This window comes from Streptomyces sp. NBC_00094 (genome assembly GCF_026343125.1).
Taxonomy (GTDB): domain Bacteria; phylum Actinomycetota; class Actinomycetes; order Streptomycetales; family Streptomycetaceae; genus Streptomyces.
Genome location: NZ_JAPEMB010000001.1, coordinates 341,723 through 357,985, shown reverse-complemented (window position 1 = coordinate 357,985; position 16,263 = coordinate 341,723). Strand labels below are relative to the sequence as shown.

Below are 16,263 nucleotides of genomic sequence, written 5' to 3'. Positions count from 1 at the left end.
CCGGTCAGGCCCGGTCAGCTCCGGACCGGCTCGGTTCCGGCTCGGTCCGGCTCGGCTCGCTCCGGTTCCGCCCGGATCGCCTTGGCTCGGTCCCGCCCGGCTGCGCCCGGCCGGGTCCGGTTCGAGCCGGACCCGGTCCCATCAGCCGACCTCGCCCCGAGCCCCCTCAGGCCTCCCGATCCCTCAGGTCCACGATGCGCTTGATCTTGCCGACCGAGCGTTCCAGCGTCTCGGGGTCGGCGACCTCGACCCCGACCGAGACGCCCACCCCGTCCTTGACCGCCGCCGCGATCGCCCGGGCCGCCTCCGCGCGCTCCTCGGCCGTCGCGTCCGCCCGGGCCTCGGCCCGTACCGTCAGGGCGTCGAGCCGGCCCTCCCGGGTCAGCCGCAGCTGGAAGTGCGGGGCTACGGCCGGCGTGCGGAGGACGATCTCCTCGATCTGGGTGGGGAAGAGGTTCACCCCGCGCAGGATGATCATGTCGTCGCTGCGCCCCGTGACCTTCTCCATCCGCCGGAACACCCGCGCGGTCCCCGGCAGCAGCCGCGTCAGGTCACGCGTCCGGTAGCGGATCACCGGCATGGCCTCCTTGGTGAGCGAGGTGAAGACGAGCTCCCCCTCCTCCCCGTCCGGCAGCACCTCGCCCGTGAACGGGTCCACGATCTCCGGGTAGAAGTGGTCCTCCCAGATGTGCAGGCCGTCCTTGGTCTCCACGCACTCCTGCGCCACGCCGGGGCCCATGACCTCCGACAGTCCGTATATGTCGACCGCGTCGATGGCGAACCGCTCCTCGATCTCCTTCCGCATCGCCTCCGTCCACGGCTCGGCGCCGAACACGCCCACCTTCAGGGAGGTCGACCGGGGGTCCACGCCCTGCCGCTCGAACTCGTCGAGCAGCGTGAGCATGTACGAGGGGGTCACCATGATGATCTCGGGCCGGAAGTCCTGGATGAGCTGCACCTGCCGGGCCGTCATGCCGCCCGACGCGGGGATCACCGTGCACCCGAGGCGCTCCGCGCCGTAGTGGGCGCCGAGTCCGCCGGTGAACAGGCCGTACCCGTACGCCACATGGACCTTGTGCCCCGGCCGGGCCCCGGCCGCGCGCAGGGAGCGGGCCACCACGTCCGCCCAGGTGTCCAGGTCCTTGTCGGTGTAGCCGACGACCGTCGGCCGGCCGGTCGTGCCGCTGGAGGCGTGGATCCGCCGGACCTGGGACTGCTCGACGGCGAACATGCCGAAGGGGTAGTGGTCGCGCAGGTCGGTCTTGCCGGTGAAGGGGAAGCGCGCCAGGTCGGCGAGCGTACGGCAGTCCTCCGGGGACAGGCCGGCCGCGTCGAAGGAGTGACGGTAGAACGGCACGTTCTCGTACGCGTGCCGCAGGGTCGTCCGCAGCCGGTCCAGCTGGAGCGCCGCCAGCTCCTCGCGACCGAGCTGTTCGCCGCTGTCGAGCAGACCCGTCAGATCCGGCATGCGCCGCTCCCTCATCCGTACCGTCGCCATCGTCCACACTGCCGTAAAACGGACTACCGATCATTCGGTTGATCCGCTCCGGGCCAGTAAAACCGCTGGGACCAGGGGGTTGGCAAGGGGTAGGCGGAAGTTTTCCCGATGCGGACGACTGCCGGTACGGCGGAGTACGCGGTGCCCCGCCCCGCACCGATGTCCGTCATCCACACCCGCAACGGCCTCAACGGTCGCGGACACCCCCTGGCGCCCGGTGAACTCCGGGCGCCCTGGCCGGCCAAAACCTGTTGCCCGGGCGCCGGGCAGGGTGTTCAAGTGACCGGTATGGAACCCCAGCGCCTTCGTGACCTCTATGACCGTCAGCTGCGCCGCGAGGCACGCCCCGAGGGGCCCGGCTGCCGTGTCGAGCGCGTCGGCCCCGTCGTCCGGCAGACCGGACCGGCGCACGCCTGGAACGGGATCCTCTGGTCCGGCCTGGACACCCCCGGGGTCGACGGCGGCCTGGACACCCCCGGGGACGGCGCCTCCGGGGTCGACGCCGTGATCGCCGAGCAGATCGCGCACTACCGCACCGCCGGCCTCACCTTCGAGTGGAAGCTGTACGGGCACGACGGCCCCGCCGACCTCGCCGACCGCCTCCTCGCCGCGGGCTTCATCGCCGACGACCGCGAGACCCTGATGGCCACCGAGGCCGCCGCACTGCCCCAGGACGTGCCGCTCCCCGAGGGCGTCGAGCTCCGCGCGGTCACCGACGAGGCCGGCGTGCGCCAGGTCGTCGAGGTCCACGAACGCGCCTTCGGGACGGACAGCTCCCACATCGGCCGCCAGCTCCTGGACCGGCTCGCGGCCGACCCGGACACGGTGACCGCCGTCGTCGCCCTCGCGGCCGGCGAACCCGTCAGCGCGGCCCGGCTCGACCTCTGCCCGGGCACCGACTTCGCCGGACTCTGGGGCGGCGGCACCGTCGAGGGCTGGCGCGGCCGAGGCCTCTACCGGGCGCTCGTCTCCCACCGGGCCCGCATCGCCGCGGCCCGCGGCCACCGCTACGTCCAGGTCGACGCGGCGGACACGAGCCGCCCGATCCTCCAGCGCCTCGGGTTCCTCACGCTCTCCACGACGACCCCGTACACGTACACCGTCCGGGCCGAGGACGCCGCACAGAGCTGATCAGCCGTGCCACACGCCGGTCACGGCGGTCCGCCCGACGTAGTCGGCGAAGTCGCGGGGCTCGCGCCCGAGCGCCCGCTGCACGCCGTCGGCGAGCTCGGCGAAACGGTTCTCCCTGATCCAGCCGAAGAGCAGGTTCAGCAGGGCCACGAAGTCCGCGGGCAGGCCGCGCTCCGCCGCGTAGGCGGCGAAGTCGTCCGGCGAGGCGGGGCGGTAGGCGATGTCCCGGCCGGTGGCCCGGGCGATCTCGGCGCTCACGTCGCCCAGGCTCAGCAGTCGCGGCCCGGACAGCTCGTAGGCCTGCCCGGCGTGGCCGTCCTCGGTGAGGGCGGCCACGGCGACGTCGGCGATGTCGTCGACGTCGACGAACGGTTCGAGGCCGTCCCCGGTCGGCAGGACGACGTCACCGTCGACGAGCTGCCCCCGGAAGAACGCCTCCTCGCTGAAGTTCTGCGTGAACCACGCCGGCTTGAGGATCGTCCACTCCGCGCCGGACTCCCGCACCGCCCGCTCGCAGGGCAGCTTCTCCTCGCCGTCGGACACCACCCAGTCGCGGTGGGACAGCAGCACCAGACGCTCGACGCCACCGGACGCGGCGAGCTTGCCGAAAGCGCTCAGCGATGTGGCGGCGTCGTCGGCCATGGAGTCGACCAGATAGGCCGCGCCGACGCCTTCGAGCACCGGCTCCCAGGTGTTCTCGTCGTTCCAGTCGAAGTGGGCGGGTCCCTTGCCGCGCCGGGAGGCCGCCCGTACCTCGTGTCCGCCCTGCTGGAGGCGGGACACCACACGGCGGCCCGTCTTGCCCGTACCGCCGAGAACCAGAATCGGTTGCTTCTTCATCGTCATGTGATCAGTCAAACGGACCGCCCCTGAGTGGCGGAATGGCGTATGCGCTCATTTCCATGTCTCAGCGTCTAGACTCGCGCCGTGGATCCGCTGGCAAGTCTGCTGTACGAAGTCCGGTCCGACGGCGCCCTGTTCAGCCGCAACATCGTGAAGCCGCCCTGGTCGGTCCGGTTCGCCGCCGGGACACCGCTCTCCGTCGTCACGATGCTGCGCGGTACGGGCTGGGTCGTCCCCGGCGATGCCGCGCCCGTCTCGCTGGGCCGTGGTGACGTCGCCATCGTGTCGGGTCCGGGGCCCTTCTCGGTGGCCGACGACGCCCGCGCGGGAACGCCGCCGTTCTACGTCGTACACCCCGACCGGTGCACCACGGCCGACGGCGAATGCGTCGGCGACGACATCATCCTCGGCCTCCGCACCTGCGGGAACGGTCCGGACGGCTCGACCGTGCTGCTCACCGGCAGCTACCAGGTCGACGGCCGGGTCTCCGAACGGCTCCTCGGCGGGCTGCCCCGGGTGCTCGTGGTCCGCCACGACGGCAGACTCGGCCCGATCCTGGACCTCACCGACCTGGAGATCGGCCGGGACGACCCGGGACAACAGGCCGTCCTCGACCGGCTCCTCGACCTGCTGCTGCTCTCCACGCTGCGCGAGTGGTTCTCCCGCCCGGAGGCCGATCCGCCCGCGTGGTACCGAGCGCTCGGCGACCCGGTGGCGGGCAGGGCCCTGCGCCTGATCCACGACCGACCGGCACGCCCGTGGACCGTGACGGCCCTCGCCGAGGAGACCGGCGTCTCCCGCGCCACCCTCGCCCGCCGCTTCACCGACCTGGTCGGCGAACCGCCCATGGCCTACCTCACCGGCTGGCGCCTGGCCCTGGCGGCCGACCTGCTGGCCCGTACCGAGTCCACCGTGGAGTCGATCGCCCGCCAGGTCGGCTACCAGAGCGCCTTCGGACTCAGCGTCGCCTTCAAACGCGTGTACGGCACCCGCCCCAGCCACCACCGCACCGGCGCCGTCCGAACGGCCGCTCCGGGATAGGGCCCTGTTTCGGACATGGCGACGGTCGGCTGATCCGTTGAGGCGCCGGCGGCAGCAGTGTTCAGGTCGGCAGTGGAGCGGTCACGGACGTGGCGCAGTGCCGCGAGCCAGGCCGGCCGGCCAAGCGGGGTCCGGGGCGCCTGTGAGGTGCTGGGGAGTGAGGAGTTCGGCGAGCCGGCTTGCGGGCAGAAGGCCCTTCTCCAGGGTGAGCTCGACGACCCCTCGTCCGGTGGCGAGTGCCTCCTGGGCGATGGCCGTGGCGACCGTGTATCCGAGGTGGGGGTTGAGCGCGGTGGCCAGGCCGATGGAGTTCTCGACGGCCGCCCGGAGCGCCTCGGTGTTGGCGGTGATGCCGCTGACGCAGCGGTCGGCGAGGGCCAGGCAGGCGGCGCGCAGGGAGAGGAGGCTCTTGGAGAGGGCGTGGAAGACGACCGGTTCGAAGGCGTTGAGCTGGAGCTGTCCGGCCTCTGCGGCCATGGTGATGGTGATGTCGTTGCCGATGACTTCGAAGGCGACCTGGTTGACGACTTCGGGGATCACCGGGTTGACCTTGCCGGGCATGATGCTGGAACCGGCCTGGACCGGCGGCAGGTTGATCTCGCCCAGGCCGACGCGCGGTCCGGAGGAGAGTAGCCGCAGGTCGTTGCAGGTCTTGGAGAGCTTGACCGCGATGCGCTTGAGGACTCCGGAGAGCTGGACGAAGGCGCCGCAGTCCTGGGTGGCCTCGATCAGATCGGCGAAGGCGTCCTGGAGCAGGGCCATGGCAAGGAGGAGTTCGCGGGCGGCGCCGATCGTCGCGATGCGGACGGCGGTGGGGTAGACGTCGTTGGTGGACTGGCCGAGGTTGACGTCCTCGTGGGGGTGGAGACGGTCGTAGTCGCCCTTGGCGTGGCCGAGGAGCTCCAGGGCGCGGTTGGCGACGACCTCGTTGGCGTTCATGTTGGTGGAGGTGCCGGCACCGCCCTGGACGACGTCGACGACGAACTGGTCGTGGAGGTGGCCTGTACGGATCTCCTGGCAGGCAGCGGCTATGGCGCCGGCCTTGTCGGCAGGCAGCATGCCGAGCTCTTCGTTGGCGCGGGCGGCGGCCCCCTTGACGGCGGCGAACGCGTCGATCAGCAACGGGTAGACGGAGATCGGGGTGCCGGTGATGGCGAAGTTCTCGGTGGCGCGCAGGGTGTGGGCGCCCCAGTAGGCGTCGGCGGGGACGTCCCGGTCGCCGAGCAGGTCGTGCTCGCGACGGACAGGAGCACGGCGGGAGGCGGGTGCGGGAGCCATCAGTACGGTCCTTCGGGTGAGTGGCGCGCCGGGGGCGTGCGCGTTGCGGTGTGTCGCCGGAGTGGGTTGGTGAGGGGCGGCCGGAATCTGCGGGGCGGGATCGGTGGGGCCGGGCCCCGCCTGTACGCGGCGGCCGGGAGCGGCAGGGTCGTCGGCCGCGTCCCCGGCGCCCTGCCGGCGACTGGCGATCGTGCCACCGGTGCTGATGACGACGATCCGGCGCGCTTCCCCGTGGCTGGTGGAACACCTGGGGCCCGGCCGGAACGCGTAGGGGGACGCGGCCCGGGCCGGGCCTGTATTCAGGTGGGCGACCGCGTGATCGACTGCGGCGGTGCCGTCACGCGATCGGCCGCGGGAGCCGGCTCAGAAGGGGACGTCAGTTCAGCTCACAGATGGTGTACCAGGGGCCCTTGGTGCAGGACACGGTGTGGCTCTCGGAGTTGGTGGCGCCTTTGTCGTCGGTGACGGTCAGGGTCGCGGTGTAGTTCGCGGTCTTGTCGGGGTAGGTGTGGTGGGGCTTCTCGCCTGTGACGACCGCGGTTCCGTCGCCGAAGTTCCAGGCGTACGAGGTGATGAGGCCGTCGGGGTCGAAGGAGTCGGAGCCGTCGGCGTAGCAGCTGCCGCCGACGGTGCAGAATCCCTGGAAGTCGGCGTCCGGCTTGTCGTTCTGGGCGGGGTCGGTGACGCGGACGGTGGTGTGGTTGGAGCCGGTGCGGCCGGAGCCGTCGGTGACGGTGAGCTTCACCGTGTACTGGCCGTAGGCGCCGTAGGTGTGGCTCGGGGTACGGCCCGTGCCGGTGGTGCCGTCGCCGAAGTCCCAGGCGTAGGTGAGGGAACTGCCGCTGGACGCGCTCGCGTCGAAGGTGCAGGTCTTGGTGGAGCCGTTGCAGGAGGGGGCGAAGCTGGCGGCGGTGCCACCGTTGGCGCCGCCGGTGAACAGGGCGGTGTCGTGGAGGTCGAGGAGTCGTTCCTTGGATCCGTCGCCGGAGTTGTCGGTCCAGTCGAGGTTGCCGGCACCTACGAGCTTGTCGCGCAGGGCGATGACGCCGGCGCGGTCGCGGGGCTTGGTGTTGCCGAGGGCGAGCCAAGCGGCGGCGCCCGCGACGTGCGGGGCGGCCTGGGAGGTGCCGCTGTAGTTGGAGTATCCGCCGCTCTTGAAGGCGGAGCGTATGCAGTCGCCGGGGGCGGTGATGTCGACTCCGGCGCCGAAGTTGCTGAAGTTGCTGAGGGTGTCGTCCTTGTTGGTGTTCTTGGCGTTGCACCAGGCGAAGCTGCCGAGGCCGCCGGCCTTGCCGTCCGCGTCGGACAGGGCGGAGACGGTGATGGCGTCGGGGATGTTGGCCGGGGACTGGGCGGAGACGTCGCGATGGTCGTTGCCGGCGGAGACCACGACGACGACACCCTTGGCGATGGCCCGGTTGACGGCCTCACGGACGGCGGGCTCCTCGCCGTCGAAGCCGAGGCTGAGGTTGGCGACCTCGATCTCGTCGGCGTGGGCGGTGACGTAGTCGATGCCGGCGACGATCTCGGAGGTGCTGCCGCTGCCTTCCTTGTCGAGGACCTTCACCGACCACAGGCGGGCGCCGGGGGCGACACCGACGTAGCCGATGCCGTTGTCCAGGCCGCCGACGATGCCTCCGACATTGCTGCCGTGGCCGTTGTCGTCGTAGCCCGCGTTCTCCTTGCAGCCGTTGTCGCCCATGCAGCTGACGCGGCGAGCCACGTTCAGGTCAGGGTGGCCGGCGTCGGTACCGGAGTCCAGGATCGCGACATCGACGTCGACGCGTTGATCGACGCCATCACCGGCCTTCAGGCCCGGGTTCCCTGCGGTGAAGGTCCGGCGGACACCGTTGGGGACTTCCTGGGCGTCCATGTGAGCCCGGCCCTCGGCCTGCACGTAGGCGACGTCGGGGTGGGCGCGCAGCGCGGCGAGATCCCGCTGAGTCAGCTCGGCGGAGAAGCCGCGCAGCGCCGACCGGTACACGGCTCCCGCATCGGACCCCTGACCCAGGCCGCGGGCGAGTGCCGCGGGATCGGCCTTCGAACCATCCTTGAGGACCACGACGTAGTCGGCGGTCGGCGGGGCGGGGTGAGCCTGCTGGGCGTTGACCGGAGCGGTTGCTCCAAGGCCGGCTATCGCCATGGCCATGCCGGCGACAAGGGCGGCGCGTCTCATCTGTCCTCCGATGAAGGGGGGTTGGTGGAACGACGCAGAATCTAGGGGCTCTGGCGCGAAATGAACCGCCGGTTTACCGTCACTGCCGGGAATCCGACACCAGGAGGAAGCAGCGCATGCTCGAACCGTTCGGCATCGACAAGGACACCGAGAACCTCTATCGCGAACTGTTGGCGCGCCCCGGCCGCGCCTTGTCAGAACTCGCCGAAAGCGGCGCCGCCCCGGCCAGGCTGCGCCGGCAACTGCGCGTCCTGGAGGACGCGGGGCTGGTCGCGCGGACGCCCAGCCGCCCTGTCCGCTACCGCCCCACCCCGCCTGCGCTCGCCATCGACGTCCTCACCACCCACCGCCAGCAGGAACTGGAGAAGGCCCGGCTCGCCGCGGGGGCCTTCGCCGAGCTCTGGGAGGAGGGGAAGGCCGCCGAGCCCACCGTGCAGGTCGTCCAGGGCGCCGAGGCGAACGTGCAACGGTTCCTGCAGACCCAGCGCACCGCCCGCCTCGAAGTCCTGACGCTGGACAGGCCCCCCTACGTCGCCGAAGGCGTGGCCCGCCAGGCCGAGCTGCAACGGGAACGCATGTCGCAGGGCGTGGCCTACCGCACCCTCTACGACCGAGAATCCCTCGCCGAACCGCACCAGATGGAACTCGCCCGGGCTCTCGCCGACCACGGCGAACAGGCCCGCGTCCTGGCCGGCGTCCCCCTCAAGGCACTCATCGTCGACGGCAGCAGCGCCCTCGTCCCCGTCGTGCTCTCACCCGAACGGCACACCGTCGTCCTCCAGCCCTCGCCGCTGCTCGACGGACTCATCGCCCTGTTCGAGGCCCTTTGGGAGAAAGCCACTCCCCTCTGGCCCCGGCCCGGCAGTCGGCCGGGCAGCGGGGAGCGGCTCAGCGACTTCGACCGTCTCCTCCTCGGCTACGCCGCAGCCGGCTGTACCGACCAGGTGATCGCCCGCAAGACCAACCTCAACCAGCGCACCATCGAACGCCACATGCGCCGCATCATGGACAGCCTCGACGCCCGCACCCGCTTCCAGGCCGGACTCAAAGCAGGTCTCCAAGGCCACCTGGGCTGAAGCCCGGGCTGCCCCACGACCCGCAATGACGACGGCACGCCGATGACACACGGCGACGCCCGTGCCGATTGTTCATCGCTCGACATCTACTTTCGATACGCGGCCTTCAGGACTGGAATCAGAATGAGGTCTTCAAGGCCGGGGAATGACGGCACGTCAGATTGCGTGAGCGCGGTCCTGAGGGCTATGGAAGCTGGATTCCGGACCAGGCATCGACTTCGCACTGTCTGTCGGCATTATTCCCTGCGGTCACGACTGTGCCGTTGGCACGCAGGCCAAGGGTGTGCGTCGAACCGGCCGCCACGGCGACAATGTCGCGCCAATCGCCGACTTCGCACTGTCGGTGGCTGTTGTCTCCCGCTGCGAGGACCCGTCCGGACGCAGTGACCCCGACGGTGTGGTAGCTGCCCGCGCTGAGCGCCACCACGTCTTCCCACTCATCGACCTCGCACGCCCCGGTTGTCCGGTCTCCGGTTGCCACTGCCCGCCCGTCGGCTCTGAGGCCGACGGTATGGAGATACCCGGCCGAAATGGCGGCCAGGTCACGCCACCCTTCAACGGCACACTGCCGTCGTCGGTTGCTCCCTGCGGCCCGTGCAGAACCGTCCGACCGGACGCCGACCGAGTGCCAGTCACCACACGAGAGGAGGACCATCTCGCGCCAGGACTGCACGTCGCACTGTCCTTCCGAACTCCGGCCGACTGCTAGCACGCGGCCATTCGCGAGTAGCCCGAGCGTGCGGCGCCATCCAGCGGCCACGGCCGTGACGCCTCGCCATCCGGCGACATCACATTGCCCATCGCCGTTCCACCCCGTTGCCAGCACCGTGCCGTCCGACCGGAGTCCCACCGTATGAGACCTGCCCGTGTTCGTCGCGGTATGGACGTTGCCGGCTGCCACCGCGACGACGTCTTCCCATCGCTCGACGCGGCATTCAGCGGCTGCGGCATTGCCCACTGCGAGAACGGTTCCATCCCAGCGCCGTCCCACCGAATGACGCCTTCCGGCCGCCAGCGCCGACGAGTGAGCGAGCATTCCGCCTCCTTGTGTTCGGCGCGAGTTCGCGAGACGGGATGTCACCCTACTTTGGACTGGGATCAGAGAGAGGTCCTCAGCTCTCGTGGTTCTAGTACTCCAGCCGTAGATCGTGATCTTGTTGCTGGAGTGCAGTGGAGAGGGGGCAGCGGTCAGTCGTCGACGAGATCGAGCTGGGCAGCACAGGCGTCCGCTACTCAAGTCCTTCGAGACGGCGGGCATCTTTGATCTCGCTGATCCTGGCAGCCGCCATCGGGGTCCACTCCCTCCTCTGTCCAGCGGCACGGAGGGCTTCTCCGACCTCGTTGAGCTTCACGGAGGACAACACGCCCGCCCGCTCGATCAGGTCGTCCCGGGCCACGGTGGTCAGCCATGTGCACGGAGTAAAGCCTGGACGCGGGAACGCGAACCGCAGCACGCCTTCGAAGGGCAGTCCTTCCGGGGCTCCTACGGTCACTTCAACGCCCAGGCCGCTGATGTCGACGCCCGCTGGCGCAACGACCTGCATCGCCTGAAACCCGGATGACTCCTCGTCCGAGAGCAGCACGACCGGGCGTCGCTCATCGAAGTCGACCCACCAGACTTCACCGCGTTGCATGTGTCCTCCTGGCACGAGACGGCGGGCGAACGCTGCGTGCCCCGTGCGGGACACGGAAGGGATGCGGCCCCGTCTTCGCACGTCGTGACCGAGGGGCGGTGAAGACGGGCGCGGTCACCGTTGGTCATCGGTGTGTGAAGACTGAAGATCATGCGGTGGCCGCGAGTCACAGCGTAGACCCTGCCCGCTGGCAGGAGGCGTTCGAGGTCCTGATGTCCCGGATAGCGGGCCGGTTCGCGCGGGTTGAACCCCGGCGTCGGGTGCGGGACTTGGTGCTGGGGCTGCTGTGGGACCTGCCGCGCAAGAACTGCTGGAGCCAGTGGGCCGGGCAGGCCAGTCCGCAGGGAATGCAGCACCTGCTCGGCCGGGCTAAGTGGGATGCCGACACCGTGCGCGATGACGTGCGCGATGACGTGCGCGAGTACGTGCGCGAGTACGTGCGCGAGTACGTGCTGAAACATCTGCACGACGGCGATGCGGTGCTGGTCGTCGATGAGACCGGGGACGTGAAGAAGGGCACGCACACCGTGGGTGTCCAGCGCCAGTACACCGGCACGGCCGGGAGGATCGAGAACGCTCAGGTCGCTGTCTACCTCGTCTATGCCGGCCGCCGCGGACACGCGGCGATCGACCGCGAGCTGTACGTCCGGTCGTAACCACCCCTCCGGGCCGCGTCGACGCGAACTGACGCTTCGCCATTCCCGCCTCCCGGAGAACTCATTCTGATTCCAGTCCTAACTGCAGATGCGCTTGAAGGCACTCGCACCAGGCCGGGCGCGGAACGTCACCTCATGTCCGGCATCGTCGGTAAAGACGGCCTCCGTCGCGGACTTCAAGGTCATCGTGCCGCGCTGGGTGGGGTTGTCCCACCCGTCGGGCGGGTTGCCCGAGCCATCGGAGAGCGGGGTCTCCGCTTCGAAGTACGTCGAGCCGATACGGGCCTCGTCGATTCCGCAATGCGTATAGAGCTCGAAGGGAATCGTCCGGCCGGACGGTGTCGCCCGGACGGCGTCCGCCCCGTCGTCGGCCTGGGTGCAGCCTGTGAGAACCCCGGCAGCCAGCGTGAGGGCGAAGATGATGTGTCCTGCTCTCTTGGTCATGGCCTTTCGACGCTCGGCCCAAGTCGGCGGTTCCGTACCTCATGGTGGTGCGCCACGTGGAGGGCTCGTGCAGCGAACGACATGAGAGCGGGCTGTTTCAGAGCCCCATGCGGTACGCCTCAAGACGGTCGGCCAGTTCCTTCGGGTGGCCGAGCGTCGGGCAGTGGTCGCCGGGCATCTCGTCCGGTTCACAGCCGAGGCGCTCGGCGACGATCCGGCGCGTGAAGTCGGCCGGGAAGAAGTGGTCGGCGGCGGCCGGCAGGAACGTGGTCGGCACCTCCGGCCACGAGGCCAGCGGCCACGCCTCGCCGAACGGGGCGGGCGCCTGGCGCCGCTGATGGCCAGCCCGCTCCCGTGCCACCACGCTCCCCCCATGGGCGAGCCGTCCAGGCGGTCAAGACGGTGGGTCGATCCACAACGTGGACCTGTCAGCGGCCGTGATGATGAGATTGCGACGATGCCCCCATGACTGATGAGATCCGGAAGACCTACCTGCAGGCTGCCGAGAAGGCGGTGCACCTGCTGGCCACAGAGCAGGTAGCCCGATGCTGGGAGACCGAATCCGTGCTCCCCGGCATGTCGGTGGGTGGGCTGGCCGGCCACCTTGCGCGCAGCGTCCTCCAGGTCGAGTGGTTCCTCGACGGTCAGGTGGTCGGCGCAGAACCGGTGTCACCGGTTCGGTACTACGCGCGGCTCGCCGATACGTCGTTGCCGGACTCCGCGCTGAACGTCGGGGTGCGCGCCCGCAGCGAGGAAACCGCCGCAGCCGGCCCCGCCGTCGTGGCCGAGCAGGCCCGGGCGGCGTGGGACCGGCTGACGCAGCGGCTGGGCGTGGAGTCGGCCGATCGGCGGGTGGCTGTCCTTCACCGGCCGGGAGAGGAGATGTCGCTCGACGGATACCTGCAGACCCGTTGCGTCGAGCTGGCGGTTCACCTCGATGACCTCGCGCTCAGTGTCGACGCGCCATGCCGAGTGCCCGATGCCGCGCTCGCCGTCGCGGTGGAGGTGCTCGTAGCCGCCGCCCGGGACCGGCACGGCGACCAAGCCGTGTTGCACGCCCTCGCCAGGCGTGAGCGTGACGTCGACCAGGCCCTACGCGTGCTGTAGGCAGGCGAACGCCACGCCGATCTCCCTCAGGGGCTGCTCGAACCGTCCTGCGACCGCATGGGCTTCCGCCGCCCGCGCGACGTCACGGGTTCCAGCCGCAGCCGCCGGGTGGGCCAAGGCGGTGGCTCGGCCGGGCCGAACCAGACCCTGACGTCCTCCCCGGTGCGGACGGGCAGACGGGGAAAGTCGTTCTCGGCGTGCTCGGTGCGGTGCAGCGCATGGTCCGGGTCCAGGTGCCGGGCGGCGTACGCGTCGAAGGCGGCCGCGTCGGTGGGGTGGCAGACGGTCGCGAACACCTCACCGGCGCCGGGCCGAGGCGTGAAGCCCGGGCCGCGCAGCAGCAGGACGTCGTCGCTGTCGACCATGGTGGCGTTGGCCGCGTCGCGGTGCTCCCACCAGACCGGACCGGTGTAGAACGCCTCCAGCGCGCGTCGGCGGTGCGCCATGTCGGGGAACGCGCGCAGCCAGACGAAGCGGTCCGGGTCGTCCAGGTCGCGGAAGCGGCCTCCGACGGTGATGCCGACCGCCTGCTGACCGACCACGAACTCGCGCTCGAACAGCTCGATCAGCGTCTCCCGTGCTCCAGGACGCAGGGTGTACTGCCGGAGTTCGACGATGCTCATCCGCCGACCCGCCCCGTGGAGCGGGTGAGATCCATGGTCCAGTTGAGCTCCCAGGTGCGGCCCTCGTCGGTGGAGAACTCCTGCTCCCAGCGGGCGGTGTCCGGGCCGAGGCGGTGCCAGGCGAAGTGCACGCGGATCCGGCGGCCGTCGTAGGTGTCCTCGCCGTGGAAGTCGCCGCGGTCACCGGTGAAGCCGCCGACCACCGGCGGATCCAGTCGGCCCGTCCGGCTGTCGGACCAGTGGATCGACCAGCGTTCCGTCTCCCGGTCGAACAGTCGCAGGGTCACGCCCTGGCGGCCGAGGGTGGGGAAGGTGATCTCGTCGATGTTGCCGGCGCCCCCGAAAAGCGGCTGGACCACCGCGTGACCCGGGAACTCCACCCAGGTACCGGGGCCCGAGCCGAGCGGTGCGGTGAGACGGCGGTTGGCCACGTCCCAGGAGCCGTGCAGAAAGTCGAAGTCGTCCATGCGCCGCAGGTTAGGGCCGATCCGCTGACATCTTCTGTCAGTGGATACTGAGCGGCATGCGTGCGAGTCGGATGGTCACCCTGCTTCTGCTGCTCCAGAACCGGGGCCGGATGACGGCCCGGCAGCTGGCCGAGGAACTGGAGGTCTCCGTCCGGACGGTCTACCGGGACGTCGAGGCGCTCGGCGCCGCCGGTATCCCGTTGTACGGCGACGCCGGACACGCGGGCGGCTACCGGCTGGTCGACGGCTACCGGACCCGGCTCACCGGACTGACCGCGGACGAGGCGCAGGCCGCGTTCCTTGCCGCACTCCCCGGCGCAGCCGCCGAGCTCGGTCTCGGCGAGGCGCTCGCCACCGCCCGGCTCAAGCTGCGGGCCGCCCTTCCGGCAGAGCTACGCGAGCATGCCGAGCGGATCCAGGAGCGCTTCCTGCTCGACGCCCCCGGCTGGTACGGCGACGCCGACCGTACGCCTCACCTGGCCGCGGCGGCCGCCGCGGTGTGGGCACGGCGGGCGGTGGTCCTGCGGTACCGGCGCTGGCGGGCGCCGGCGGAGATCGAGCGGCGGGTGGAGCCGTACGGGCTCGTCCTCAAGGCCGGCCGCTGGTACCTGGTCGCCGACGGGCCGTCCGGGATCCGCACCTACCGGATCGACCAGATCGTCGAACTCCAGCCGTCGGAAGACGAGTTCACCATCCCGGACGGGTTCGACCTGGCCACGTACTGGAACGGCTATCTGGCCGACTTCCGGGCCCGACTGCACACCGGGGAGGCCCTGGTCCGGCTCACTCCGGAGGGCGCCCGCCGCCTCGGCGTCACACCTGCCGGTGACGGATGGACGGAGGCCCGGGTGCCCGTCGAGTCGATCGATCATGCCCACGGAGAGTTCCTGCGGCTGGGCGCCGACGTCGAGGTCATGAAGCCGGCTGAACTCCGCGACCGGATCGCCGAGACGGTGCGGACCCTGGCCACCCGCTACGAAGGGTGGCCCCGGGCGGAGGGTTCGCCCGACCGGGGCACCGACCACCCGCACCCTTGAGGAGTCCAGCCTTCTTGGCGACGGCGACGGCGACGGCGACGCGGTCGTCAGGCCCGCTGACGTGTGTCTGTGGCGTCCACCGCCCTGCGGGGCGCGGCGCGTTGCTTCCGGCCGCGCTCCCGCTCGTCGGCATCCGCCAGCCAGAACCAGACCGGCGGGAAGACCAGCTCGATCACGGTCAGTGCCACCTGGAACGAGTCAGGCCACCCGTGCACCGCCAGGGACAGCAACCGCCCCACGCCGCCCAGCAGGAACACCGCCGCGAGCCACCGCACCACCTTCGCCGGGACGGGGTCCTGCCGGGCCGCCCACAGCCAGGCCAGTCCGTACCCGGCGAAGATCGCGCCGAAGAACCGGCCCAGGCTGTCCAGAGTCGGGCCGGCGCCGGCCTCGCCCGGAATCGCGGCATTGCCGCCGACCACGTGGAACAGTCCGATCGCCGTGCAGGCGACGCCCATCACCCATGCGAACACCCGGAGTGCCTTGGCCATGACTCCACCTCGCTTACTTGACGCGTGTCTACTTACCTCAAGGTAGCCCTGCCTGGTAGACGCGTGTCAAGTAGTAATCTGGGTGCGTGCCGCCCCGTAGACGTCTGACCCCTGCCGACCGCCGTGCCCAGCTGCTCGCCGTCGGCGCCCGGCTCTTCTCCGCCGCCCCCTACGACGACGTGCTGATGGAGGACGTCGCCCGGGAGGCCGGCGTGTCCCGCGCCCTGCTCTACCAGCACTTCCCGAGCAAGCACGCCCTCTTCGCGGCCGTCTACCAGCAGGCGACCGACCGGCTGCTGGAGGTGACCACGTTCGACCCCGGCGCCACGCTCGTCGAGCAGCTCACCCAGGGCCTGGACGCCCACCTCGACTACTTCATCGCCAACCGCCATGCCGTACTGGCCGCGAACCGGGTGCTGGCGGGCGACCCCGTCATACAGACGATCATGACGGACGAACTCGACGCCCTGCGCGCACGCCTGCTCGGTGTGCTCCCGCTCGCCGACGACCGCACGCACGCCGCCGTCTCCGCGGCACTGAAAGCCTGGCTCGTGTTCGTCCAGGTGCTGTGTGTGGACTGGCTCACCCGCGAGACCTGCACCCGCACCGAGCTGCGGGACACCTGCATCGGCGCGGCGGTCGGCGCCCTACGCCCCTTGCTCTCCGAGGACCCCGCCCCGGACTGGCCGCCCGCCCCGCGCGCCTGAACCGGCCCGACCGGCCACCTCGCGTCCGACTCGGGACGGCAACGACACCCGACG

17 protein-coding genes and 1 pseudogene are annotated in these 16,263 nt (G+C 70.6%); 7 read left to right on the top strand and 11 right to left on the bottom strand.

Going from position 1 to position 16,263, the window contains the following annotated elements:
- Positions 1-166: 166 nt before the first annotated feature.
- Complete coding sequence (paaK, locus tag OG580_RS01675; protein WP_267047854.1) at positions 167-1,459, bottom strand: phenylacetate--CoA ligase PaaK; 1,293 nt, start codon at positions 1,457-1,459, stop codon at positions 167-169.
- 327 nt (positions 1,460-1,786) lie between these two features.
- On the opposite strand from paaK, the gene OG580_RS01670 reads away from it, so the two are divergent.
- On the top strand, positions 1,787-2,629 hold the full coding sequence (locus tag OG580_RS01670; protein ID WP_267041838.1) for a GNAT family N-acetyltransferase: 843 nt from the start codon (positions 1,787-1,789) through the stop codon (positions 2,627-2,629).
- Here the strand turns inward: OG580_RS01670 and OG580_RS01665 are convergent, their stop codons facing one another.
- Positions 2,630-3,475, bottom strand: coding sequence for an NAD(P)H-binding protein (locus OG580_RS01665; RefSeq protein WP_267041837.1), 846 nt, complete (start codon positions 3,473-3,475; stop codon positions 2,630-2,632).
- Positions 3,476-3,556: 81 nt separating this feature from the next.
- Here OG580_RS01665 and OG580_RS01660 point away from each other — a divergent pair, with 81 nt between their 5' ends.
- Positions 3,557-4,513, top strand: coding sequence for an AraC family transcriptional regulator (locus OG580_RS01660; RefSeq protein WP_267041836.1), 957 nt, complete (start codon positions 3,557-3,559; stop codon positions 4,511-4,513).
- 81 nt (positions 4,514-4,594) lie between these two features.
- On the opposite strand, the gene OG580_RS01655 is transcribed toward OG580_RS01660, so the two are convergent.
- Both OG580_RS01655 and OG580_RS01650 read right to left on the bottom strand, forming a co-directional pair.
- Entirely contained in the window at positions 4,595-5,791 is a 1,197-nt protein-coding gene (locus OG580_RS01655; protein WP_267041835.1) for a lyase family protein, read from the bottom strand.
- Positions 5,792-6,167: 376 nt separating this feature from the next.
- A complete protein-coding gene (locus OG580_RS01650) occupies positions 6,168-7,967 on the bottom strand; it encodes a S8 family serine peptidase (RefSeq protein ID WP_267041834.1) in 1,800 nt (599 codons plus the stop codon).
- A 116-nt stretch (positions 7,968-8,083) separates the two neighbouring features.
- Here OG580_RS01650 and OG580_RS01645 point away from each other — a divergent pair, with 116 nt between their 5' ends.
- Positions 8,084-9,043: a LuxR family transcriptional regulator gene (locus tag OG580_RS01645; RefSeq protein WP_267041833.1), complete on the top strand. Its 960-nt coding sequence runs from the start codon at positions 8,084-8,086 to the stop codon at positions 9,041-9,043.
- 184 nt (positions 9,044-9,227) lie between these two features.
- Here OG580_RS01645 and OG580_RS01640 read toward each other — a convergent pair whose 3' ends face one another.
- Positions 9,228-10,079: a chromosome condensation regulator gene (locus OG580_RS01640; RefSeq protein ID WP_267041832.1), complete on the bottom strand. Its 852-nt coding sequence runs from the start codon at positions 10,077-10,079 to the stop codon at positions 9,228-9,230.
- Between the two features lie 193 nt (positions 10,080-10,272).
- A complete protein-coding gene (locus tag OG580_RS01635) occupies positions 10,273-10,677 on the bottom strand; it encodes a type II toxin-antitoxin system PemK/MazF family toxin (protein WP_267041831.1) in 405 nt (134 codons plus the stop codon).
- 212 nt (positions 10,678-10,889) lie between these two features.
- Here OG580_RS01635 and OG580_RS01630 point away from each other — a divergent pair.
- A pseudogene (locus OG580_RS01630) lies at positions 10,890-11,324 on the top strand (transposase); the annotation flags it as partial.
- Positions 11,325-11,411: 87 nt separating this feature from the next.
- Here OG580_RS01630 and OG580_RS01625 read toward each other — a convergent pair.
- Complete coding sequence (locus OG580_RS01625) at positions 11,412-11,777, bottom strand: hypothetical protein (protein WP_267041830.1); 366 nt, start codon at positions 11,775-11,777, stop codon at positions 11,412-11,414.
- A gap of 97 nt (positions 11,778-11,874) precedes the next feature.
- A complete protein-coding gene (locus OG580_RS01620; protein WP_267041829.1) occupies positions 11,875-12,141 on the bottom strand; it encodes a hypothetical protein in 267 nt (88 codons plus the stop codon).
- 101 nt (positions 12,142-12,242) lie between these two features.
- Here OG580_RS01620 and OG580_RS01615 point away from each other — a divergent pair, with 101 nt between their 5' ends.
- Positions 12,243-12,884, top strand: a complete 642-nt coding sequence (locus OG580_RS01615) for a maleylpyruvate isomerase N-terminal domain-containing protein (RefSeq protein ID WP_267041828.1) — start codon at positions 12,243-12,245, stop codon at positions 12,882-12,884.
- Positions 12,885-12,910: 26 nt separating this feature from the next.
- Here OG580_RS01615 and OG580_RS01610 read toward each other — a convergent pair whose 3' ends face one another.
- Both OG580_RS01610 and OG580_RS01605 read right to left on the bottom strand, forming a co-directional pair.
- Positions 12,911-13,507 carry an NIPSNAP family protein gene (locus OG580_RS01610; protein WP_267041827.1) on the bottom strand — a complete coding sequence of 199 codons (597 nt, stop codon included), beginning with the start codon at positions 13,505-13,507 and terminating at the stop codon, positions 12,911-12,913.
- The gene (locus tag OG580_RS01605) at positions 13,504-13,974 is read right to left on the bottom strand and encodes a hypothetical protein (RefSeq protein ID WP_267041826.1); all 471 of its coding nucleotides are present in this window, start codon (positions 13,972-13,974) and stop codon (positions 13,504-13,506) included. Before OG580_RS01605 ends, OG580_RS01610 begins: the two co-directional genes overlap by 4 nt.
- A gap of 56 nt (positions 13,975-14,030) precedes the next feature.
- Here OG580_RS01605 and OG580_RS01600 point away from each other — a divergent pair, with 56 nt between their 5' ends.
- Complete coding sequence (locus OG580_RS01600; protein ID WP_267041825.1) at positions 14,031-15,011, top strand: YafY family protein; 981 nt, start codon at positions 14,031-14,033, stop codon at positions 15,009-15,011.
- Between the two features lie 47 nt (positions 15,012-15,058).
- Here the strand turns inward: OG580_RS01600 and OG580_RS01595 are convergent, their stop codons facing one another.
- A complete protein-coding gene (locus tag OG580_RS01595; RefSeq protein ID WP_267041824.1) occupies positions 15,059-15,502 on the bottom strand; it encodes a DUF4345 domain-containing protein in 444 nt (147 codons plus the stop codon).
- Between the two features lie 86 nt (positions 15,503-15,588).
- Here OG580_RS01595 and OG580_RS01590 point away from each other — a divergent pair, with 86 nt between their 5' ends.
- Entirely contained in the window at positions 15,589-16,209 is a 621-nt protein-coding gene (locus tag OG580_RS01590; protein WP_267041823.1) for a TetR/AcrR family transcriptional regulator, read from the top strand.
- The last annotated feature ends 54 nt before the right edge of the window (positions 16,210-16,263 follow it).